The organism is Arthrobacter sp. CDRTa11, from assembly GCF_026427775.1.
In the GTDB taxonomy this organism is placed as follows: Bacteria; Actinomycetota; Actinomycetes; order Actinomycetales; family Micrococcaceae; genus Arthrobacter.
The window spans coordinates 3,502,404-3,521,082 of sequence record NZ_CP044532.1 but is presented as its reverse complement, the minus strand read 5'-3'; the positions used below and the strand labels follow the sequence as shown (position 1 = coordinate 3,521,082).

The following is an 18,679-nucleotide window of genomic DNA, read 5'->3' as shown; positions in this document are numbered from 1 at the left end:
TCTTGTGATGGAGGCGTTTGTCGATGTCGTCTGGATCCAGCGTGGAGGATCAGCCCCTTTCCATTGGAGACCGTGAAGGTTTTCTCGGGGACTACTACCAGCACCTAGCCGAAGAGGACGCCCGGAGCTATTCGGCGGAAGTATTGGCCAACCGCGCCGAAACCCACCGCGAGGTCGCCGCCGTTCGATCGCCGGGGCAGGCCAGAATATCGGTCATCAACGATGAAGACAGCAGTGTTGTCTACGTTGTAACGGACGACATGCCTTTTCTGGTCGACTCCGTCAATGCTGAACTGGTGCGCCAAAATGCTGCCATCCGCCTGGTGGTCCATCCGCTGTTCATCGTGACCCGAAACCGGGACACGGCCGAGCTTGTTAAGGTGGACAGGGTACCTTCCAGCGTCGGCATTTCCAGTGGTGACACCGCCACCATGCCGAGTCTGTCGCACCTGATCGCCCACGGCGAAAACGCTTCGCACATGGAGTCGTGGATTGCCGTCGAAATCGACCGCGTCTCCGACGACGTCCGTGCATCGTTGATCGCGGGCCTGGAACGCGTGCTCGGGGACGTGCGGGCCGCCGTCGAAGACTGGCCAAAGATGCGAAACAAGGCCCTGCAGATCGCTGAAAGCCTGGACAAGGTTGCCAACCAGGCCCAAATTGCGGAACTGCGGCAGGCAAAGGATCTCCTCCGCTGGCTGGACGACGGAAACTTTACCTTTCTGGGGTACCGCGAGTATGACCTGGTGAATATCGATGGCGAAGACGTCCTGGAACTGCGCGAGGGAAGCGGGCTCGGCCTGCTCCGGGCCGGCGAGGACTCCCATCATGTGCAGCATCTGACGGAAGCCGGCCGGAAGAAGGCAAGGGAAAAGCGGGCCCTGGTGATCACCAAGGCCAACTCGCGGTCCACTGTCCACCGCCCTGCCTACCTTGACTACATTGGTGTAAAGAGCTTCGATGCCGCCGGAAACGTCAACGGCGAGCGTCGCTTTATCGGGCTTTTTGCCACCAGTGCCTACGCCGGCTCCGTCAGGAACATTCCAATCGTCCGCGAGAAGGTGGACGCTGTGCTGCGAAGCGCAGGGTTCCCGCCCGATTCGCATTCGGGCAAGGACCTTCTGGGAATCCTGGAAACGTACCCCAGGGACGAACTGTTCCAGATCGAATCAGAGGACCTGGCCGCGATTGCCACCGGCATCCAAAAGCTGCAGGAGCGCCGGCGTACCCGGCTGTTCCTCAGGCCGGACATCTACGGCAGGTTTATGTCCGCCGTCGTCTATCTTCCCCGGGACCGTTACACCACCAACGTGCGTCTCCGTATCGAGGAGGAGCTGAGGGAGACCTTCCAGGCGGAGTCCATTGACTACGAGGCGCGGATGACAGAATCCGCGCTTGCCCGCCTCTTCTTCCGGATCCGGCTGGCTAAAGGCGCGGTTGTCAACCACGTCAACGCCGAAGAACTCGAACGGCGGCTGGTGCGTGCGACGCGCTCATGGAGCGAAGGGATCGCCGAAATCCTGCGGGAAAAGGGCCCCGAGGAAAACACCTCGGAGCTGGCCGCAATCTGGGCCGAGGCGTTTCCTGCCGGTTACCGTGTGGACTACGAAGTTGAGGATGCGCTGGAGGACATTCTGCGCTTCGAGAAATACGGTGCGGAAGCGGAGCGGAAAGCCGGAGCCAAGCAGGAGCGGCCAGGGGTCCATGTCTACCTTCCCGAGGGTGCAGGTGCCACGCTGGAGGAAGACGCACGTGTCAAGCTCTACATGCTCGAGCCGAAGAGCCTCAGCCAGATATTGCCCTACTTCCACAATCTCGGGCTTGAAGTGCTCGATGAACGGCCCTTCGAAATCGAGACCGCGGACGGACGCGATTTCTTCCTCTATGACCTTGGTCTGAAGTACCCTTCTGCGGTCAATCCGGTGTCCACCGGTGAACTGCTCGCCGACTCGTTCGGCGCTGCAGTGTCTGGAGCCATTGAGTCAGACAGCTTTGACCGGCTTGTTCTCCGTGAAGGAATGCAATGGCGCCAAATCACGGTCCTGAGGGCATATGCCAGGTACATGCGGCAAATGGGAAACACCAACTCCTTTGAATTTATGGCTGACACCCTGCTGGGGAATCCGAAGGTTACAAAGGGCCTGAGTGCGCTTTTCGAGGCCCGCTTCGATCCCTCACTGAACGACGAGGAACGGACTGCCGCCCAGAAAACAGTGCGGGCCGAACTCGCGGACTCGATCGAGCAGGTTGCAACGCTCGACGCCGACAGGGTCCTGCGCACGTTTGTGAACCTGATCGAATCCACCCTGCGCACGAATTACTTCCAATACAAGCCGCACCTGAGCTTCAAACTGGATCCCACGGCACTCGAAGGGCTTCCGTTCCCACGGCCAATGTACGAGATCTGGGTGTATTCGCCCCGGGTGGAGGGCGTCCACCTCCGCTTCGGCAAGGTGGCACGTGGCGGGCTGCGGTGGTCCGACCGCCGGGAGGACTTCCGGACAGAGATCCTGGGCCTCGTGAAGGCGCAGACCGTGAAAAACGCGGTCATCGTTCCCACCGGGGCCAAGGGAGGCTTCTTTGCGAAGCAGCTGCCGAACCCGGCTGCCGACCGGGCTGCCTGGATGGCTGAAGGCGTTGAAAGTTACAAGACCTTCATTCGCGGGCTCCTGGACCTGACTGACAACCTCGTTACCCGGCCTGACGGCGAAATCCTCGTCCCGCCGTCGGACGTTGTCCGCCACGACGACGACGATTCCTACCTGGTGGTGGCGGCGGATAAGGGGACGGCGACCTTCTCTGACATTGCCAATGGGCTGGCGGCCGAGTACGGCTTCTGGCTCGGCGACGCCTTCGCATCCGGCGGTTCCGTGGGCTACGACCACAAAGCCATGGGCATCACCGCCCGCGGTGCCTGGGAATCGGTCAAACGCCACTTCAGCGAACTTGACCTGGATACCCAGACTCAGCCGTTCACCGTGGTGGGCGTGGGAGACATGTCCGGTGACGTCTTCGGCAACGGAATGCTGCTGTCCCGGCACATCAGGTTGCTGGCCGCTTTCGACCACCGGCATATTTTCCTTGACCCCACCCCTAACGAGGAATCGTCGTTCGCAGAGCGCCAGCGGCTCTTTGAACTGCCGCGGTCCTCATGGGATGACTACGACAAATCCCTTATCAGCGAAGGCGGCGGCGTTTTTGCCCGGCAGGCCAAGGCCATTCCGGTGTCGCCGCAGGTCCGGGCAGCGCTGGGACTGCCTGACGCAACTTCGGAACTGAGTCCTCCCGAGCTCCTTCGCGCCATCCTCCTCGCCCCGGCAGATCTGCTGTACAACGGCGGGATCGGGACCTACGTCAAGGCGAGCACCGAAACCAACGCATCTGTGGGGGACAAGGCCAATGATGCGATCCGCGTCGACGGCAAGGATCTGCGGGTCAAGGTGGTGGGTGAAGGCGGAAACCTGGGCATGACACAGCGCGGCCGTATTGAAGCTGCGCTGCAGGGTGTCATCCTCAACACGGATGCCATAGACAACTCCGCCGGTGTGGACTGCTCCGACCACGAGGTGAACATCAAGATCTTTGTGGACAGGATGGTGGCTGCAGGCAAACTCTCACCGGAGGAACGCGCGGGCTTCCTGGCCTCCATGACAGAGGAAGTGGGCAGGCTGGTCCTGGAAGACAACGTGGACCAGAACATCCTGCTTCTCAACGACCGGATGAAGGTCGCTGAATGGAGCCCCAGCTATGAGCGCCTGATGGACTGGCTGGAAAAGTCGGCGGACCTCAAGCGCGAGCTCGAAGCCCTGCCCACTACTGACACCCTGCGCGAACGACTGGCGCAGGGCCAGGGCCTGACTTCTCCGGAGCTCTCGGTACTGTCCGCCTACGCGAAGATCGAACTGACGTCGGCACTGCGCGAGAGCGACCTGGCCGATGATCCCTGGTTCCGCAGGACACTGCGCGAGTACTTCCCGCAGCAGCTGAGGGAGCGCTTCGACGCGGAGTTGGATACCCATCCGCTGCGTCGCGAGATCATCGCCACGGTCGTCGCCAACGACATGATCAACATGGGCGGGGTCACCTTCGCCTTCCGCACCATGGAGGAGACATCAGCCAGCGAAGTGGCGGTGGCCAAAGCGTTCGTGGCACTTCGGGAAATCTATGAGCTTGACGCCATGGTGGGCGAACTGAACAGCCTCCCGGCGTCATTCCCCACGGAAAACTGGAGCACGATCCACCTGGACATCAGGCGCTTGCTGGACCGCGCCGTCCGCTGGCTTCTTAGCCAAGGCGGGGCTTCACGGCCTATTGCCGATATCGTGGCCGAATTCAAGCCGCTGATGGATCCCATGCGTGCTCGTCTCCTGGAATACCTGCGCGGGGAGGACCGTGAGAGGGTTGCCGGCTGGCTTGAGACAGGCCGTGAGTGGGGGCTTCCGGAAAATCTCGCCCTGCGTTGGGCGGAGCTTTTTGAAAGTTTCGTGCTGCTCGACATCGCCAAGATCGCACATGTCCGCAAGGACCCGGTCGAGGAGATCGCGGCCGTCTACTACACGGTATTCAACCGCTTCCACGCAGACTCCCTGCTCGAACGGATCAGCAGCCTTCCACGGAATGACCGGTGGCAGGCCCTTGCCCGGGCGGCGCTTCGGGACGATCTGTACTCCACCATCTCGGACATGACGACGGCGGTGCTTGAGTCCACCGTTGCCGTGACTTCTGCTGAGGACAGGCTGAAGGCTTGGGAAGCGCATAACGCTGAACAGTTGGGCCGGGCCAAGAGCATGTTTGACGAGGTCAACTCCCTCGAAGCCGACGATATGGCTTCACTGTCGGTAGCATTGAGGCTCTTGAGGTCAATCGTCCGGCGCTAGTACTCACGCGTCGCAACTGGAGGTGCAGTGGCAATCTTTACGGACCCTATCAGGGAGCATGCTGATTTTGGGCCGGGCGATGCCGAATGGCTGCACCTCCTGGTGGGCGACTGGCAGATGGTTGCTGACCTTGCCTTTGCCGACCTGGCGCTGTGGTTTCCGCACCCGGAATACGGCTACGTTGCCCTTGCCCACGTCCGGCCCTCCACCACGCACACCGTTTTCCACGGGGACTTTGTGGGTGAGGGCATCCGGTCCGATCTGCAGCCCCTGGTTGACAAAGCCTGGGAAAGCCGAGCCATAGAACGGTCCAGTGAAACTAACTGGAACAGTGACATGGCTCTGAGGGTGGAAGCCGTCCCCATGGTTCGGAATGGCCGCACCCTTGCTGTTGTCACCACGCACATGGACCTGTCCAGCTCCCGGATGCCGTCCCGCCTGGAGCTAACCTACAGGCAGTGCGCCTATGACCTGCTCCGGATGGGCACCCTGGGTTTGTGGCCCGACTTTGCATCCCCGACCGGCTCCCGGCGCGGTGCTCCGCGTGTGGGGGATGGCCTGATCAGGCTGGATGCAGAGGGCATCGTGCAATATGCGAGCCCCAACGGGGTATCGGCGTTTCGGCGGCTGGGTGATGGGGAATCGCTCGAAGGCCGCTCCCTGGCCGAAGTCACAGCCAGCCTGCTCAAGGACCGCCGGATGGTGGATGAGACCCTGCCCTTGGTGGTGACGGGCCGGATGCCATGGCGGAGTGAAATTGAATCCCGCGGCGTGAGCCTTTCGTTGCGGGCCATCCCGCTCCGGGACGAGCAGCAGCGCTTTGGTGCGTTGGTGCTCTGCCGTGATGTTTCTGAGTTGCGGCGCCGGGAGATGGAGCTGGTCACTAAGGACGCCACCATCCGCGAGATTCATCACCGGGTGAAGAACAACCTGCAGACCGTGGCAGCCCTGCTGCGCATGCAGTCCCGCCGTATGGTCAGCGATGAGGCGAAACAGGGCCTCGAGCAGGCAATGCGCCGGGTTGCCACCATCGCCCTTGTCCATGAGACCCTGTCCCAGGGGTTGGCGCAGAGTGTTGATTTTGATGAGCTGATTGGCCGGCAGTTCAGGCTTTCTGCCGAGGTTGCCTCACCATCCCAGCAGGTGAAGACCGAACGGGCAGGGCTTTTTGGCGAACTGCCCAGCGACTTCGCCACCCCGCTTGCCCTCGTGATCAACGAACTGGTGACCAACGCCGTCGAGCATGGCCTTGAGGGACGCACGGGAACGGTCTGGCTCCTCGCCGACCGTTCCGAAGAGGAGGACGGCGAGGAACTTCTAACCGTCACTGTGGCCGATGACGGCGTGGGGCTGCCTGATACACCCCATGTGGAAGGCTTGGGTCTGCAGATCGTCCGGACCCTTGTCACCAGTGAACTGGGGGGCTCGATCCAATGGCAACCGCGGGAAGGCGGCGGGACCGCCGTCCAGATCCGGCTGAGCCTGGCCTCAAAGTAACGGCAGGCGCCCAACGTTATACGGAGAACGTCCGCGGGCCGAAACGGCAATGGCCGCGACCAGAAGGTCGCGGCCATTGCCGTACTGCCAAAGGGTTAGCGCCCGCTTGTCAGGAGGCGCGCCGGGCCCGTGCTGCCCGGCGCTTCAGGGCGCGGCGCTCGTCTTCGCTCATGCCGCCCCACACGCCTGCATCCTGTCCCGATTCGAGAGCCCACTGGAGGCAGGTGTCAACCACAGGGCACCGGCGGCAGACGCTCTTGGCTTCCTCGATTTGAAGGAGGGCAGGGCCCGTATTTCCGACGGGGAAAAACAGTTCCGGGTCCTTGTCAAGGCACGCTGCGCGGTTACGCCAATCCATGCTGATCAGTTGCTCCATTTCTGGGAAGAGCCTTTGTGAAATTATTCACTAGGGGCTACATAGGAAAGGGGCCCTGCGGGCCCCCTCGGTCATCTGAATTAAGCCTGTCATGTTAACGCTGTGTAAACAAGGGGTACGAAGGCTGGAAATCCCCGGAACGCTGAGCGATACATCACATCGGTGCTGGTGGCCCTCACCAGTGTCCGACTATGTCCGGTAGGGTGCCAGTGTGTCAAGACCCCCGGTGAACCCTGAAAATCCTACGCCCGACCCCTCCCCGTATGGTCCTGGTTCCCACGGAAGGGATGAATCGAATGCTCCGGTGGTACCGGTTCGGCCGCGGCCCATACTGGTTATAGCGCTCATTGTTGCAGCCGAAGCCACCGCCCTGCTGGTTGCTGCCGGATGGTACGGGTTCGAGCTAGTAACGGCCGCACCTGTCCGGTCCTTTTGGGGCGCAGTGTTCACGCTCGGGCTGCTGCTCGCATTCTCCGCGTGGCTGTTTTCCGTTGCCGCTTTTCTGTTCCGTGGTTACCGCTGGACCAGGGCAGCGGCCCTGGTTGCACAGCTGTTTGTCCTGACTATAGGCGTTCCGACTCTTAGCGGCGGACTTTTGTGGGCCGGGATTGCCATGGTGGCGCCGTCGTTGGTGGCCATTGTGCTTCTTTTCGACCGGCGGGTCATCACCTATGCGTCGCGGGCAGGCGGAGCACCTCCAGCTCTGTGACAGTTGGCTGTTGGCTCACCATCGGCTGAAGGAACCGGGCTGTCCTCATGCTGAGTCAGAGCCTTCCGCGGGGACCCAGCCCAGTTGGACAGCCATTGACCGGCCGTCCGAGATCAGGACGGCCCTGCCCGGTGGGGCGTGTGGTTCCACATCGAACCGCGTGCCAAAGAGATCCCCGTCAAGCAAACTGCGGGGCGCGATCAGCAACCCGCTTCCAACGCCGCGGGCCGCAAACATTAAGGGAACCTTCTGAAGAAGTGTTGCACTGAAGCGTGCAGTCACCACCACTGTCAGACCCAGGGCATTGAGATCCGCCAACTCCTTGTGGGTGCCCGCGGGCAGCAGATCCGCATCATCGACCAGTGCTGTGGATCCCCGGTCCACTTCGCCCGCTGAAGCCTTGCGGAGGATATCCGACCAGTATTCGACGGGGTTTGTCCCTTCACCAGGCGCGAGCCAGTGGCCAGCCTCGGTGTTAAGGGCGGGTAGCAACCGCAGGAAGTTCGTTTTACCCGAAACGGGTCCACCGAGCACGGCAAATACGCTGCCGGCCGGGACCGTCACGGAGACCGGCGCCAAGTCGTCACCGCCCACTCCAATCACGAGGCTTCGGTAGCGTTTAGACGCCGGCGGTGGCGGGTGGTGCGTCGCAGGTGTCGGATCGGAGGGCGCGTCCATCACCGGTTTTCTTGGAATCTGATGGGCGGGGAGCATCACCGGCAATGCTTCCACCCGGAAGGGGGTTTCATGCAGGGGATGGTGCACGGGCCGGCCTTCTTCGGAGACCAACTCTGAGCCACTCTGGGAGTGCGTGTAGAACTGGCACACTGCAGGCTCCCCTGCCGACAGGGCGCCAAACGACACGGCTCTTCCCCGGAGCATTTCAATTGCTGGCATTCGCGGCCAGGCAAGACGGCTCTCCTCGCTGGAACCTGCCGGAAAATACACCCGGTTGGGAACAGACGCAAAGAATCTCGCAGTAACCAGTTCCCGTTCGCCTGAGAGGATTACGGTCAAACCGGCACGGCTGCCATCCCGAACAAGATCGTTCAGCAGATCTTCGCCCCATGCCAAGGGGCCGGATCGGAGTGCCGAGGCCCACGAACCCCAGCCGGCGATCACCAGGATCAAGGGCGTCTCGGCGTCTTTGGAGGCTCGGCTAAGGCGCTGGGACTGCTCGCTGGCCAAACGTTCCAGGATGCGGACAGCCCGCCGCAGTTCGTGCAAACCAGCCAGTGCACCCACCCGGCTGTGGGACGCGATGGCGCTGAGCGTAGTGCCGGCGTCCAGCACATACAGATGGGACTCGGCGGAGTCGGCCATAAGCTGCTGCACTGCAAAAACCAGGGCCTCGGCCGCACCTGACTCCGGTCCGCCGACAAGGGCCAGGTGCCCTTGCCAGGCTGGTTGCCAGATGACCGGGGCAATCCTTTGTTCGTTGGGCAGATCCATCAAACCCAGATTGATCGACCATCCGCGCCGCGTTCGTTCCTGGAGCCATGACGGGAGGGGAGCCTCGGCAAGGACCTGTTCCCGGGTGCCGTATTCGGGCAGAACGCGGGGAAGTGCAGCAGCGACGGGACGCCGAACGGGGTGTCCACCCAGGGCCCTCCAGAGATCCGTTGTGGCCTTCACGTGCCGGGCCACTGCCTGCGCCGGTGTCAGGACCGTTGGGTCCGGTGCTGCAAAGCCGGGATCTGCGGTTGCCTGAAGCGCCTCGCTGGCCAGCTGGATGGTGATGCCTGGGGCTTCAGCCGCGCAAGCCCCGCTCCCAATGGAAGCAGCCTGGAATTCCTGAGGCGCTTCCGTGCCGCGGGCAAGGAAAGCCCTCCCCGGCGTATCCACGCTGATTGCTGCCGCCGCCTTGGAGTTGATGATGTCCACCGACTCCATCTCCGACTGGACCCGCAGGGCGATGCTGGTGGTCACGTTGGCCCGGATGTCGGCCGTGAGTGCACCCTGGGGACGTTGAGTCGCCATGATCAGGTGGACTCCTAAGGAGCGTCCTATCGCGGCGATCCGCATCAGCTCCTGGAGGGCATTCGGGGCATCGTCCACGAGCATGCGGAATTCATCGATGACCACTATGAGATGGGGAAGTGGCGAATCCTTGCCCGCCTGGCTGGTCGCATATGACACCAGGTCGGGTGCCTGGACCGATGCCAGCATCTGTTCCCGGACCCGGATCTCCGCGCGAAGTGACGTCAGCCAGCGCTCAAGTTCGTGGGTGCTCAGATCGGTAAGAATTCCCACACAGTGGGGAAGCCCAGTCAGGGGTCCAAGTCCTGAACCACCCTTGAAATCGACGAACAGGAAATTGATTCGGTCCGGGGGGTAAGTGAGCGATAAGGCAAGGGTCAGGCTGCGCAGGAGTTCAGATTTGCCCGAACCGGTGGTTCCTGCGACGAGAAGATGCGGCCCATCGGCCTGCAGATCCAGCAGGCGGCTTCCCTCGGCGCTGCGGCCCAGGGGCACAACGAGGCCGCGAGTCCGGCGGCCAGTGGCCCAGCGTGAAGATGTTTCAGGCGGTGAAGAGGGAATCAGTTCAGCCAACAAGCACGTCGGTGGGACCGTCTTTGCATCCTTGCCCGGCCTTGCAACGGTGACCGCCAATTCCCTGCAGAAATGGTCAAAGACCCGCATGGGCGCCAGATCCGGCAGAAACGCTATGTGCCCTGCTTCCGTTCGATGCGGCGTCCCTTCTTCATGGAGATCGACATCGGCCACGACGGGAGGGCTGTCCCCGAACGAGAAATGAATCACCTGCCAGTTGAATTGCGCTGCTTTCGCAACAATCCCCGTGAGGGTCTCAGCGGCGTCAGCGGCACCTGTAAGAATCAGAACCCCATGGCTGTAGGCTGGCCCCCAGCCATTTTCCAGGAGTGTTGTTACAGCGGACGTGCTGCTGCAAAGGGTGACAGCAGGCAGGTAGCGTGCGCTGAGTGGGAGGCAACCGGCAGCGCCATGTACCAGGATGCGTGAGGAGCGGGCCCGGGAGTAGCCGGCCAGCTGCATCAGGGCTGACCGGAGCAGGCCGTCGACTGCCAGACGCGAGCCGCGGACTGTCGATAACAACCGGGCAGGATCGAGAGTTAAGGGGACAAGACCCGCAGTCGGAATGGCCTTGTCCGGATCCGCGGGCTCGAACCGTAGATTGGCTGGCTGGACAGCAAGGCCCAGCCGCAGCCAGACCGGGTCCGCAGGGACTGCAGGCGGAACCGACCCCTGGTCGGAATGATGGGTGGCGATGACCAGGACGGAAAGCGGCGGGGCGGACCGGCGTCGTCGATCCTTATCTTCGCGGACCGCTGCCGTGACTGCCGCTGCCAGCGCACGCCGCTGCCTCCGACCGGAAAATACAGGCACGACGATGGATACTGCCGAGAGGGCGGTGAAGGCCAGGAATATCCACATTCCTGTGACAACGGCAAGTCCTACGCCGATGGCCAGTGGGAGCACAGCAGTCACCAGAAGGGCTGCACGGTTGGTAGCTTCAACCCGGTGGCTGACAACGAGAGGCTCCTCCACGGAGGCTCCTGCCTCACCCAGGCCGGGGCCAGGCTGCGCCAGAACGATCAGGGACATAGTCGAATTTCCGCAATGAATCATGGAGTCGGTGGTGATGGCGGCGTTCCTGATGCGCTCGCCATCCACCTCGGTACCGTTGACACTGTCGAGATCCACGATCGTTATGACAGTCTCGGTGACCACCAGGCGGGCGTGTTCCCTGGAAAGCTCTGGGTCCGGAATGGGTATGTCTGCGTTGCCACGTCCAATGGTGTAGGTGCCCCGCTGCAGCGGCACCACCGTCCCTGCACCGGCGCCACTGTGAACAGCAAGTGCCAGGGAAGGAGGGGGCTCGAACCTGGGCCGCCGCGGCCTCAACGCTGGCGAACCAGCGGGCTTATCGACGAGGACGGCGCCATGGACAAGAGGCGGTTTCCCAAGCATCATCGGGCGTATGCTTTCGCCCTCAACGAGGAGCCGGCCAGTTCCAAACCTGTCGGCGATCCGGGCCTCAAGCTCGGCTCCATTGGTTCCTGCGGGTGCCTCAATAGTCAGTTCATGAGGCGGGCCATGCAGCACCGAGCCCGGACTGCCCGCCAGAGTGCAGTGGAACCTCATGCAATGACCTCCTGCCTTTCTGCTCAAAACCACGCTATTGGGCCTTCATGACGCTGTCCCCGGTGCGCGGGCCCTATGTGGACAACGACGGCAGAGCCGTGCTTGAACTTCAGGGGACGCCATGCTTGGCCGGTCAATGTCGAACGGTCGTCTAGTATGAATGACGTTGCCATGTGTCTATAAGGAAGGACGTTCACGGGTGATAGAGGTTGCGGACAACGCCGATGTGTCAGCTGAGGCGGTCATTGGTGAGGGTTCCAAAATTTGGCATCTGGCCCAGATACGCGATGGTGCACAGCTGGGCGTAAATTGCGTCGTTGGCCGAGGCGCCTACATCGGGACCGGCGTCACGATGGGGGACAATTGCAAAGTCCAAAACTACGCGCTCGTGTATGAACCCGCAGAACTGGAAGACGGAGTCTTCATCGGGCCTGCTGTAGTCCTGACAAACGACACCTATCCCCGGGCTATCACTCCGGACGGAGTGCTTAAGAGCGCCCACGACTGGGTGCCGGTAGGCGTCAGCATCAAACGGGGAGCGTCCATCGGTGCCAGGGCTGTTTGCGTGGCTCCCGTGACGATCGGCCGCTGGGCAACAGTTGCCGCCGGCGCCGTAGTCACCAAGGACGTGCCTGACTTTGCCCTCATGGCCGGAGTACCAGCCAAACGCCTCGGTTGGGTTGGAAAGGCAGGATTCCCGCTGAAGCAACGCGGCGAGCAGTGGGAATGCCCGGAAACCGGCGCCATGTATGTCGAAAACGACGAAATTCTTCGAGAGGTTGATTAATGAGCCACGAATTTATCCCGCCCGCCAAGCCGATCATTGGCGATGACGAGCGCGCGGCCGTTGATGCCGTACTGGCATCAGGGCAGTTGGCGCAAGGGGCGGAGGTGGCGTCGTTCGAGCAGGAGTTCTCCGACGTCCTGCTCGACGGACGCGCTGCAGTGGCCGTCAACTCGGGAACTTCAGGCCTCCATCTCGGGCTTCTCGCAGCCGGGATTGGGCCGGGGGACGAAGTGATAGTTCCTTCCTTCACGTTTGCCGCGACAGCCAACTCAGTCGCTCTGACCGGGGCGACTCCTGTATTCGCGGACATTGAGCCGAAGTACTTTACCCTTGACCCGTCTTCTGTCGAATCCAGGATTACGGATAAGACGGCGGCCATCATGCCCGTGCACCTGTACGGCCACCCCTTCGACGTCGACGCTATAGGCTCGCTTGCGTCCAAGCATGGACTCAAGGTCTTTGAGGATGCAGCCCAGGCGCACGGCGCAGCCGTGAACGGCCGGAAGGTGGGAACCTTCGGCGACTTTGCCATGTTCAGTCTGTATCCGACGAAGAACATGACCTCCGGTGAGGGTGGCATGGTCAGCACCGGCCTGGCGGACGTCGAACGCCGACTCCGCCTCCTCCGGAACCAGGGGATGGAACGCCAGTACGAAAACGAACTGGTCGGCTTTAATGCGCGGATGACCAACATCCATGCTGCCATCGGCCGTGTGCAGCTCACAAAGGTGCTCGGCTGGACCAGGACCCGGCAGGAGAATGCGGCTTTCCTGGACGAAAATATCGAGGGTGTCATGACACCCACAGTTGCTGCAGGTTGCGAACACGTGTACCACCAGTACACGATCAGGGTCGACGACGACCGGGACGGCTTCGCCAAGGCGCTGCGGGAGGAGTACAACGTGGGTTGCGGGGTGTACTACCCGATACCAAACAACCAGCTGGCTCCGTTCCGGACACAGGACGACCTTCCGGTCACCGAGGAGGCCGCCAGGACGGTTCTTTCCCTCCCGGTTCACCCGTCCCTTAGCCAGAATGACCTGGAGCGTATTGTCGCTGCAGTGAACGCACTCGCAAAGGCTGGCAGCTAGTGGCGAACCTGCGTGCCGGACTTATCGGCCTCGGAATGATGGGCAGGCACCATGCCCGCGTGCTGCGGGAGCTCGACGGCGTGGAACTCGTCGCCATGGCTGACTCCTTCGGTGACTCGCACGGCGTGGCCAATGGCTTGACCGTCCACGACAAAGTCGAAGACATGATCGCCCAGGGCATCGATTGTGCCGTAGTGGCAGTACCCACGGTCCTGCACGAGGAAGTGGCCATGCAATTGGCCGAAGCGGGCATCCACTGCCTCGTCGAAAAACCGATTGCCAATGATTCCGAATCGGGCCGTCGGATCGCAGCCGCCTTCGAAAGGATGGGGCTGATCGGGGCCGTTGGCCACATTGAACGCTTCAACCCATCGCTGCAGAGCCTGCGGGCGCGGCTTGAAGCCGGAGATCTTGGCGACGTTTACCAGATCTCCACGCGCCGGCAGGGTCCATTTCCTGCTCGGATCGCAGATGTGGGAGTGGTTAAGGACCTCGCGACGCATGACATCGACCTGACCGCGTGGCTTGCCCAGAGCAACTACGTCGATGTGGTGGCCCACACCACATCACGCAGTGGGCGGGAGCACGAGGACATGGTCACAGCCATAGGTCACCTGGGTGATGGCATTGTCACCAACCACATCGTGAACTGGCTTTCACCCATGAAGGAGCGCACCGCCATCGTCCTGGGCGAGCGGGGTGCCTTCATAGCAGACACCATCTCTGCCGACCTGACGTTTGTGGAGAACGGAACCCTGCAGACTGAATGGGAATCGATGGCGGCATTCCGTGGTGTATCGGAGGGATCCAGCACCCGGTTCGCCCTTGCCAAGCGGGAACCGCTGAAAATGGAGCACGAAGCGTTCCGGGATGCCATCCTCGGAAAATCCATGAACGTGGTCACGATGGCCGAGGGACTGGAAACACTCCGCGTCGCAGAAGCCGTGTTGGAATCCGCGAGGACGGGCGGCGTCGTCGCCCTCTGACTCCCCAGGCGCAGGCCGGAACGCCTGCTGGGCTGCATATGGGGGGTCGGCCGTCTGATGCGGTAACCGGCCCTCCACAGCGGAGCCAAGGACAGTCCCCAGCCAATGAGCGAAGTACATCGGGGTAACCTTGACACTAGACCCGGGCATGGCTGTGCCTGAAATCCACCACACAGGAGAGTTCGTGAACGCTGACCTCGTCATTGTAGGGTCAGGCTTTTTCGGCCTGACAATAGCAGAACAGGCCGCCACTGAGCTCGGCTTGAAGGTAGTCGTCCTCGACCGCCGCCACCACATTGGTGGCAACGCCTACAGCGAGAATGAGGAGCAGACAGGAATCGAAGTGCACCGCTATGGGGCGCATCTCTTCCACACATCCAACGAGCGCGTTTGGGAGTATGTCAACCGATTCACCACGTTCACCAACTATGTGCACAAGGTTTACGGCGTCCACAAGGGCGAGGTGTATTCGCTGCCCATTAACCTGGCAACGATCAATCAGTTCTTTCGTGCGAACCTGACGCCGGGCCAGGCCCAGGCACTGATTCAGGAGCAGGCCGGGGAGCTTGCGGGTACAGACCCGCAGAACCTCAATGACAAGGGCATCCAGCTGATTGGCCGCCCGCTGTACGAGGCCTTCATCAAGCACTACACGGGCAAGCAATGGCAGACCGACCCCAAAGACCTGCCCGCGGGCATCATCTCCCGGCTCCCGGTGCGCTACAACTACGACAACCGATACTTCAACGACAAGTACGAGGGCCTGCCCACGAACGGATACACCGCCTGGATCGAAAAGATGGCAGACCACCCGAACATCGAAGTCCGGCTCAATACCGACTTTTTTGACGAGTCGCACGAGTACAGCAAGGACAAGGTAGTGGGAAACATACCGGTGATCTACACCGGGCCCGTGGATCGTTACTTCGACTTTGCCGAGGGCAAGCTTTCCTGGCGCACCATAGATTTCGAGGAGGAAGTCCTCGATGTCGGCGATTTCCAAGGCACCTCGGTGGTCAACTACAACGACGCCGATGTGGCCTACACCCGCATCATCGAACCTCGCCACTTCCATCCGGAGCGCAATTACCAAACGGAGAAGACCGTCATCATGCGCGAGTTCTCCCGTGCCGCAGAGAATGGCGATGAACCGTATTACCCAATCAACACAGCTGCGGACCGGGAGCGTTTGCTCAAGTACCGCGACCTGGCTGCTGCCGAGTCCGATGTTCTCTTCGGCGGGCGCCTGGGCACCTACAAGTACCTGGACATGCACATGGCCATCGGCTCAGCCCTGACCATGTTCGAAAACCAGATTCGCCCGCATTTTGCAGACGGGGCGAAGTTTGAAAGTGGAGGAGTAGAGGCATGAGTGCCCAAGAAGGAACCATCGACTGGGCAGCAATCCAGCGCATCATCCTCCCCTCGCCGGACCAGCCGGACACAGTGTCGTTGTATGTGGACGCCGGAACAGCGAGTGGAGTCCGGCTCCGTGAGAACGACGAATTCGCCCGGACGCCGAAGCTCCTGGAAGACAAGCTTCACCTGTCCAGTTCGGAGAGCCGGGAGGCGCATTTCGAAGACCTGCTGTCGCGGCACTCCATGCGTGTCCGTTCGGGTGAGCAGATCTCGTTCGGTACGTATTTCAACGCCTTTCCGGCGAGTTACTGGCGCCGCTGGACTTCGGTCCGGGAGATCAGGCTGGTGGTCCGGACCAGGGGCACCGGAACCGTCACGGTATACAAGTCCAATGCGCGCGGATCTGTACAGCGTGTTGACGGCAGGCATGTCGACGGCGATTCCACGTCCGCTTTCGAGCTGACGCTTAAGCCCTTTGGTGACGGAGGCTGGTACTGGTTCGATTTGGCAGCGAGTTCCGGCGATCTGGTCCTTGAGGAAGGCCAGTGGGAGGCGGAAGGCATTTCGCGCCCGAGCGGCCAGGTGACCCTCCAGATCACCACCATGAACAAACCCGACTTTTGCCTCAACAATGCCAGGATCCTGGCTGACAATCCGGAGGTGCTCCGGAACGTCAAGGAGATCCTGATCGTAGACCAGGGCACCCAGAAAGTTCAGGACCAGGGCGACTTTGCTGCCGTCAGCGCATCACTCGACGGAAAACTCCGGATCATCAACCAGGCAAACCTGGGCGGATCGGGTGGCTTTGCGCGCGGAATGTACGAATCCATAGAGAACGGCAGCGACTACGTTCTGCTGCTGGATGACGACATCGTGGTTGAACCCGAGAGCATCATCCGCCTTCTGACGTTTGCAGACTATTGCCGTAAGCCGACGATCGTCGGAGGTCATATGTTCGACCTCTACAACCGAAGCGTCCTGCACACCTTCGGTGAGGTTGTTGACCCGTTCCGGATTGTTCCAGCCTCGCCGCATGCTGACATGGAGACCCGGCACGACTTCAGTGTCTCCAACCTGCGCCAGACTCCCTGGCTTCACCGCCGGGTGGACGTGGACTACAACGGCTGGTGGATGTGCCTCATTCCAACAGCGGTGATCAAGGAAATCGGGCTTTCCCTTCCGCTCTTCATTAAATGGGACGACGCCGAGTATGGGCTTCGTGCGAGGGAAGCGGGCTACGCGACTGTATCCCTCCCAGGTGCGGCGGTTTGGCATGTTTCCTGGATTGACAAGGATGATCTGGTGGGCTGGCAAGCCTACTTCCACGCCAGAAACAGGCTCATTACAACCCTGATTCACAGCCCGTACCCAAAGGGTGGCCGTGTCTTGCGCGAGTCTGTCCAGGCAGATGTCAAGCACCTGGTGTCCATGCAGTACTTCACCGAACACGGTCGGATTGAAGCTCTTAAGGACCTTTTCAAGGGGCCGGACGTCCTCCATCAGGTCCTGGGCACGAAGCTTCCGGAGATCAACGCGCTCAAGTCCTCATACCCCGACGCCCAGCTGAAGGACGACGTGGACGACTTCCCTGCGCCGAAGATCGGCCGCGGCCCCATGGGCGGTATCGTCGTCGGGATGCCCAGCAAGAAGGAATTGATCCCTTGGGGGATCAAGACCGTTGCCCGGCAACTGATCAAGACTCCGGGGCCGGAGAGCTCCGAGCGGCCCCAGGGCTACCTCGCGCACCGTGATAACCGTTGGTACCGCGTGGCCCACTATGACAGTGTTGTGGTGTCCAATGCCGAGGGCACAGGCGCATCCTGGTACCAGCGGGACCCGAAGAAGCTCAAGTCGATGCTTGCGGAAGCGACTGTGCTGCACGCGAAGTTATTCCGCGAGTGGGACAAACTTGCGCACCAGTACAGGTCCGCAGTAGCAGAGATCAGCTCGTTCGACGCGTGGAAAAAGACGTTCGAGGCGAACAGCAAGGACGGGAACTAGATGGCGGGTCAGTCCGACCAGCTGGTCAGGCCCGGAAGCGGACGGGGCCTGCTGGATGTCTACGGCGACCGGTTCCTCCTGAAGCTGCTGGTGCGCAAGGAAATCAAGGTACGCTACAGGGGTTCGGTGCTGGGCCTGATGTGGTCTTACGTCAAGCCCCTGGTCCAGTTCCTCATTTACTTTGTGGCGCTGGGCATTTTCCTGAACCTCCAACGCGGCACGCCCAATTATGCGATTTACCTCTTTGCGGGAATTGTTTTGGTCAACTTCTTTACGGAGTCGCTGTCCAATGCCACCCGCTCCATCGTTGACAACCGCGATCTCATCAGGAAGATCTACCTGCCGCGGGAGCTCTTTCCTGTGTCTACGGTATGGGTTTCGGCGGCGCATTTTCTCCCGCAGCTTCTGGTTCTGATTGGCGCGTGCCTTGTGGTGGGATGGACGCCGTCGATCCTTCAACTGGCGGCTGTCGGCCTGATATTCCTGATGGTCGCGGTTCTCGCCACGGGACTTGGCCTGATTTTTGGTGCCATCAATGTCTACTTTCGCGATTCCGAGAACATCGTCGACATGATCGTTATGGTGGTCACGTGGGCTTCGCCGGTGCTCTACGTGTGGTCGATGGTTGAGCGTGTCATGGGGCCATGGTTCTGGGTGTACCAGCTAAACCCCATGACGGTCGCCGTCGAGGTCTTCCATTGGGCCTTCTGGGAACCGACGCTCAAGGCGGATCAGCTGGTGGGCGACGTTATGCCGCCGGATCTTTTCACGCTGTGGCTTCCCGTTGCCATGGTGATCACGCTGCTCGTTTTGTTCCTCGGCCAGTTCACGTTCCGGCGCCTCGCCGTTCACTTCGCCCAGGAGCTCTGAC

At 61.3% G+C, this 18,679-nt stretch carries 11 protein-coding genes; 9 read left to right on the top strand and 2 right to left on the bottom strand.

Features of this window, described 5'->3' with window-relative positions; all coding sequences use genetic code 11:
* Positions 1-23 precede the first annotated feature (23 nt).
* Positions 24-4,877, top strand: a complete 4,854-nt coding sequence (locus tag F8G81_RS15840; protein ID WP_267275641.1) for an NAD-glutamate dehydrogenase — start codon at positions 24-26, stop codon at positions 4,875-4,877.
* A gap of 27 nt (positions 4,878-4,904) precedes the next feature.
* Positions 4,905-6,374: a sensor histidine kinase gene (locus F8G81_RS15835; RefSeq protein WP_267275640.1), complete on the top strand. Its 1,470-nt coding sequence runs from the start codon at positions 4,905-4,907 to the stop codon at positions 6,372-6,374.
* 109 nt (positions 6,375-6,483) lie between these two features.
* On the opposite strand, the gene F8G81_RS15830 is transcribed toward F8G81_RS15835, so the two are convergent.
* Positions 6,484-6,732: a WhiB family transcriptional regulator gene (locus F8G81_RS15830; RefSeq protein WP_003804966.1), complete on the bottom strand. Its 249-nt coding sequence runs from the start codon at positions 6,730-6,732 to the stop codon at positions 6,484-6,486.
* Positions 6,733-7,054: 322 nt separating this feature from the next.
* On the opposite strand from F8G81_RS15830, the gene F8G81_RS15825 reads away from it, so the two are divergent.
* Positions 7,055-7,459, top strand: coding sequence for a hypothetical protein (locus tag F8G81_RS15825; RefSeq protein WP_267275639.1), 405 nt, complete (start codon positions 7,055-7,057; stop codon positions 7,457-7,459).
* 45 nt (positions 7,460-7,504) lie between these two features.
* On the opposite strand, the gene F8G81_RS15820 is transcribed toward F8G81_RS15825, so the two are convergent.
* Positions 7,505-11,584, bottom strand: coding sequence for an FtsK/SpoIIIE domain-containing protein (locus F8G81_RS15820; RefSeq protein ID WP_267275638.1), 4,080 nt, complete (start codon positions 11,582-11,584; stop codon positions 7,505-7,507).
* A 160-nt stretch (positions 11,585-11,744) separates the two neighbouring features.
* Here F8G81_RS15820 and F8G81_RS15815 point away from each other — a divergent pair, with 160 nt between their 5' ends.
* The 6 genes from F8G81_RS15815 to F8G81_RS15790 all read left to right on the top strand — a co-directional run bounded on the left by F8G81_RS15815 (position 11,745) and on the right by F8G81_RS15790 (position 18,678).
* A complete protein-coding gene (locus tag F8G81_RS15815) occupies positions 11,745-12,371 on the top strand; it encodes an acyltransferase (protein ID WP_267275637.1) in 627 nt (208 codons plus the stop codon).
* Positions 12,371-13,462 carry a DegT/DnrJ/EryC1/StrS family aminotransferase gene (locus F8G81_RS15810; RefSeq protein ID WP_267275636.1) on the top strand — a complete coding sequence of 364 codons (1,092 nt, stop codon included), beginning with the start codon at positions 12,371-12,373 and terminating at the stop codon, positions 13,460-13,462. Before F8G81_RS15815 ends, F8G81_RS15810 begins: the two co-directional genes overlap by 1 nt.
* Positions 13,462-14,448, top strand: coding sequence for a Gfo/Idh/MocA family protein (locus F8G81_RS15805; protein WP_267275635.1), 987 nt, complete (start codon positions 13,462-13,464; stop codon positions 14,446-14,448). The genes F8G81_RS15810 and F8G81_RS15805 overlap by 1 nt, the downstream gene beginning before the upstream one ends.
* Positions 14,449-14,632: 184 nt before the next feature.
* Positions 14,633-15,820, top strand: a complete 1,188-nt coding sequence (glf, locus tag F8G81_RS15800) for a UDP-galactopyranose mutase (protein ID WP_267279252.1) — start codon at positions 14,633-14,635, stop codon at positions 15,818-15,820.
* A complete protein-coding gene (locus tag F8G81_RS15795) occupies positions 15,817-17,808 on the top strand; it encodes a glycosyltransferase (protein ID WP_267275634.1) in 1,992 nt (663 codons plus the stop codon). Before glf ends, F8G81_RS15795 begins: the two co-directional genes overlap by 4 nt.
* Complete coding sequence (locus F8G81_RS15790; RefSeq protein ID WP_267275633.1) at positions 17,809-18,678, top strand: ABC transporter permease; 870 nt, start codon at positions 17,809-17,811, stop codon at positions 18,676-18,678.
* Position 18,679 lies beyond the last annotated feature (1 nt).

Coding starts and splice junctions, on each gene's coding strand:
- F8G81_RS15830 (WP_003804966.1), bottom strand. CDS start 6,732: ATGGATTGGCGTAACCGCGCAGCGTGCCTTGACAAGGACCCGGAACTG.
- F8G81_RS15795 (WP_267275634.1), top strand. CDS start 15,817: ATGAGTGCCCAAGAAGGAACCATCGACTGGGCAGCAATCCAGCGCATC.
- F8G81_RS15815 (WP_267275637.1), top strand. CDS start 11,745: ATGACGTTGCCATGTGTCTATAAGGAAGGACGTTCACGGGTGATAGAG.
- F8G81_RS15790 (WP_267275633.1), top strand. CDS start 17,809: ATGGCGGGTCAGTCCGACCAGCTGGTCAGGCCCGGAAGCGGACGGGGC.
- F8G81_RS15820 (WP_267275638.1), bottom strand. CDS start 11,584: ATGAGGTTCCACTGCACTCTGGCGGGCAGTCCGGGCTCGGTGCTGCAT.
- F8G81_RS15840 (WP_267275641.1), top strand. CDS start 24: ATGTCGTCTGGATCCAGCGTGGAGGATCAGCCCCTTTCCATTGGAGAC.
- F8G81_RS15810 (WP_267275636.1), top strand. CDS start 12,371: ATGAGCCACGAATTTATCCCGCCCGCCAAGCCGATCATTGGCGATGAC.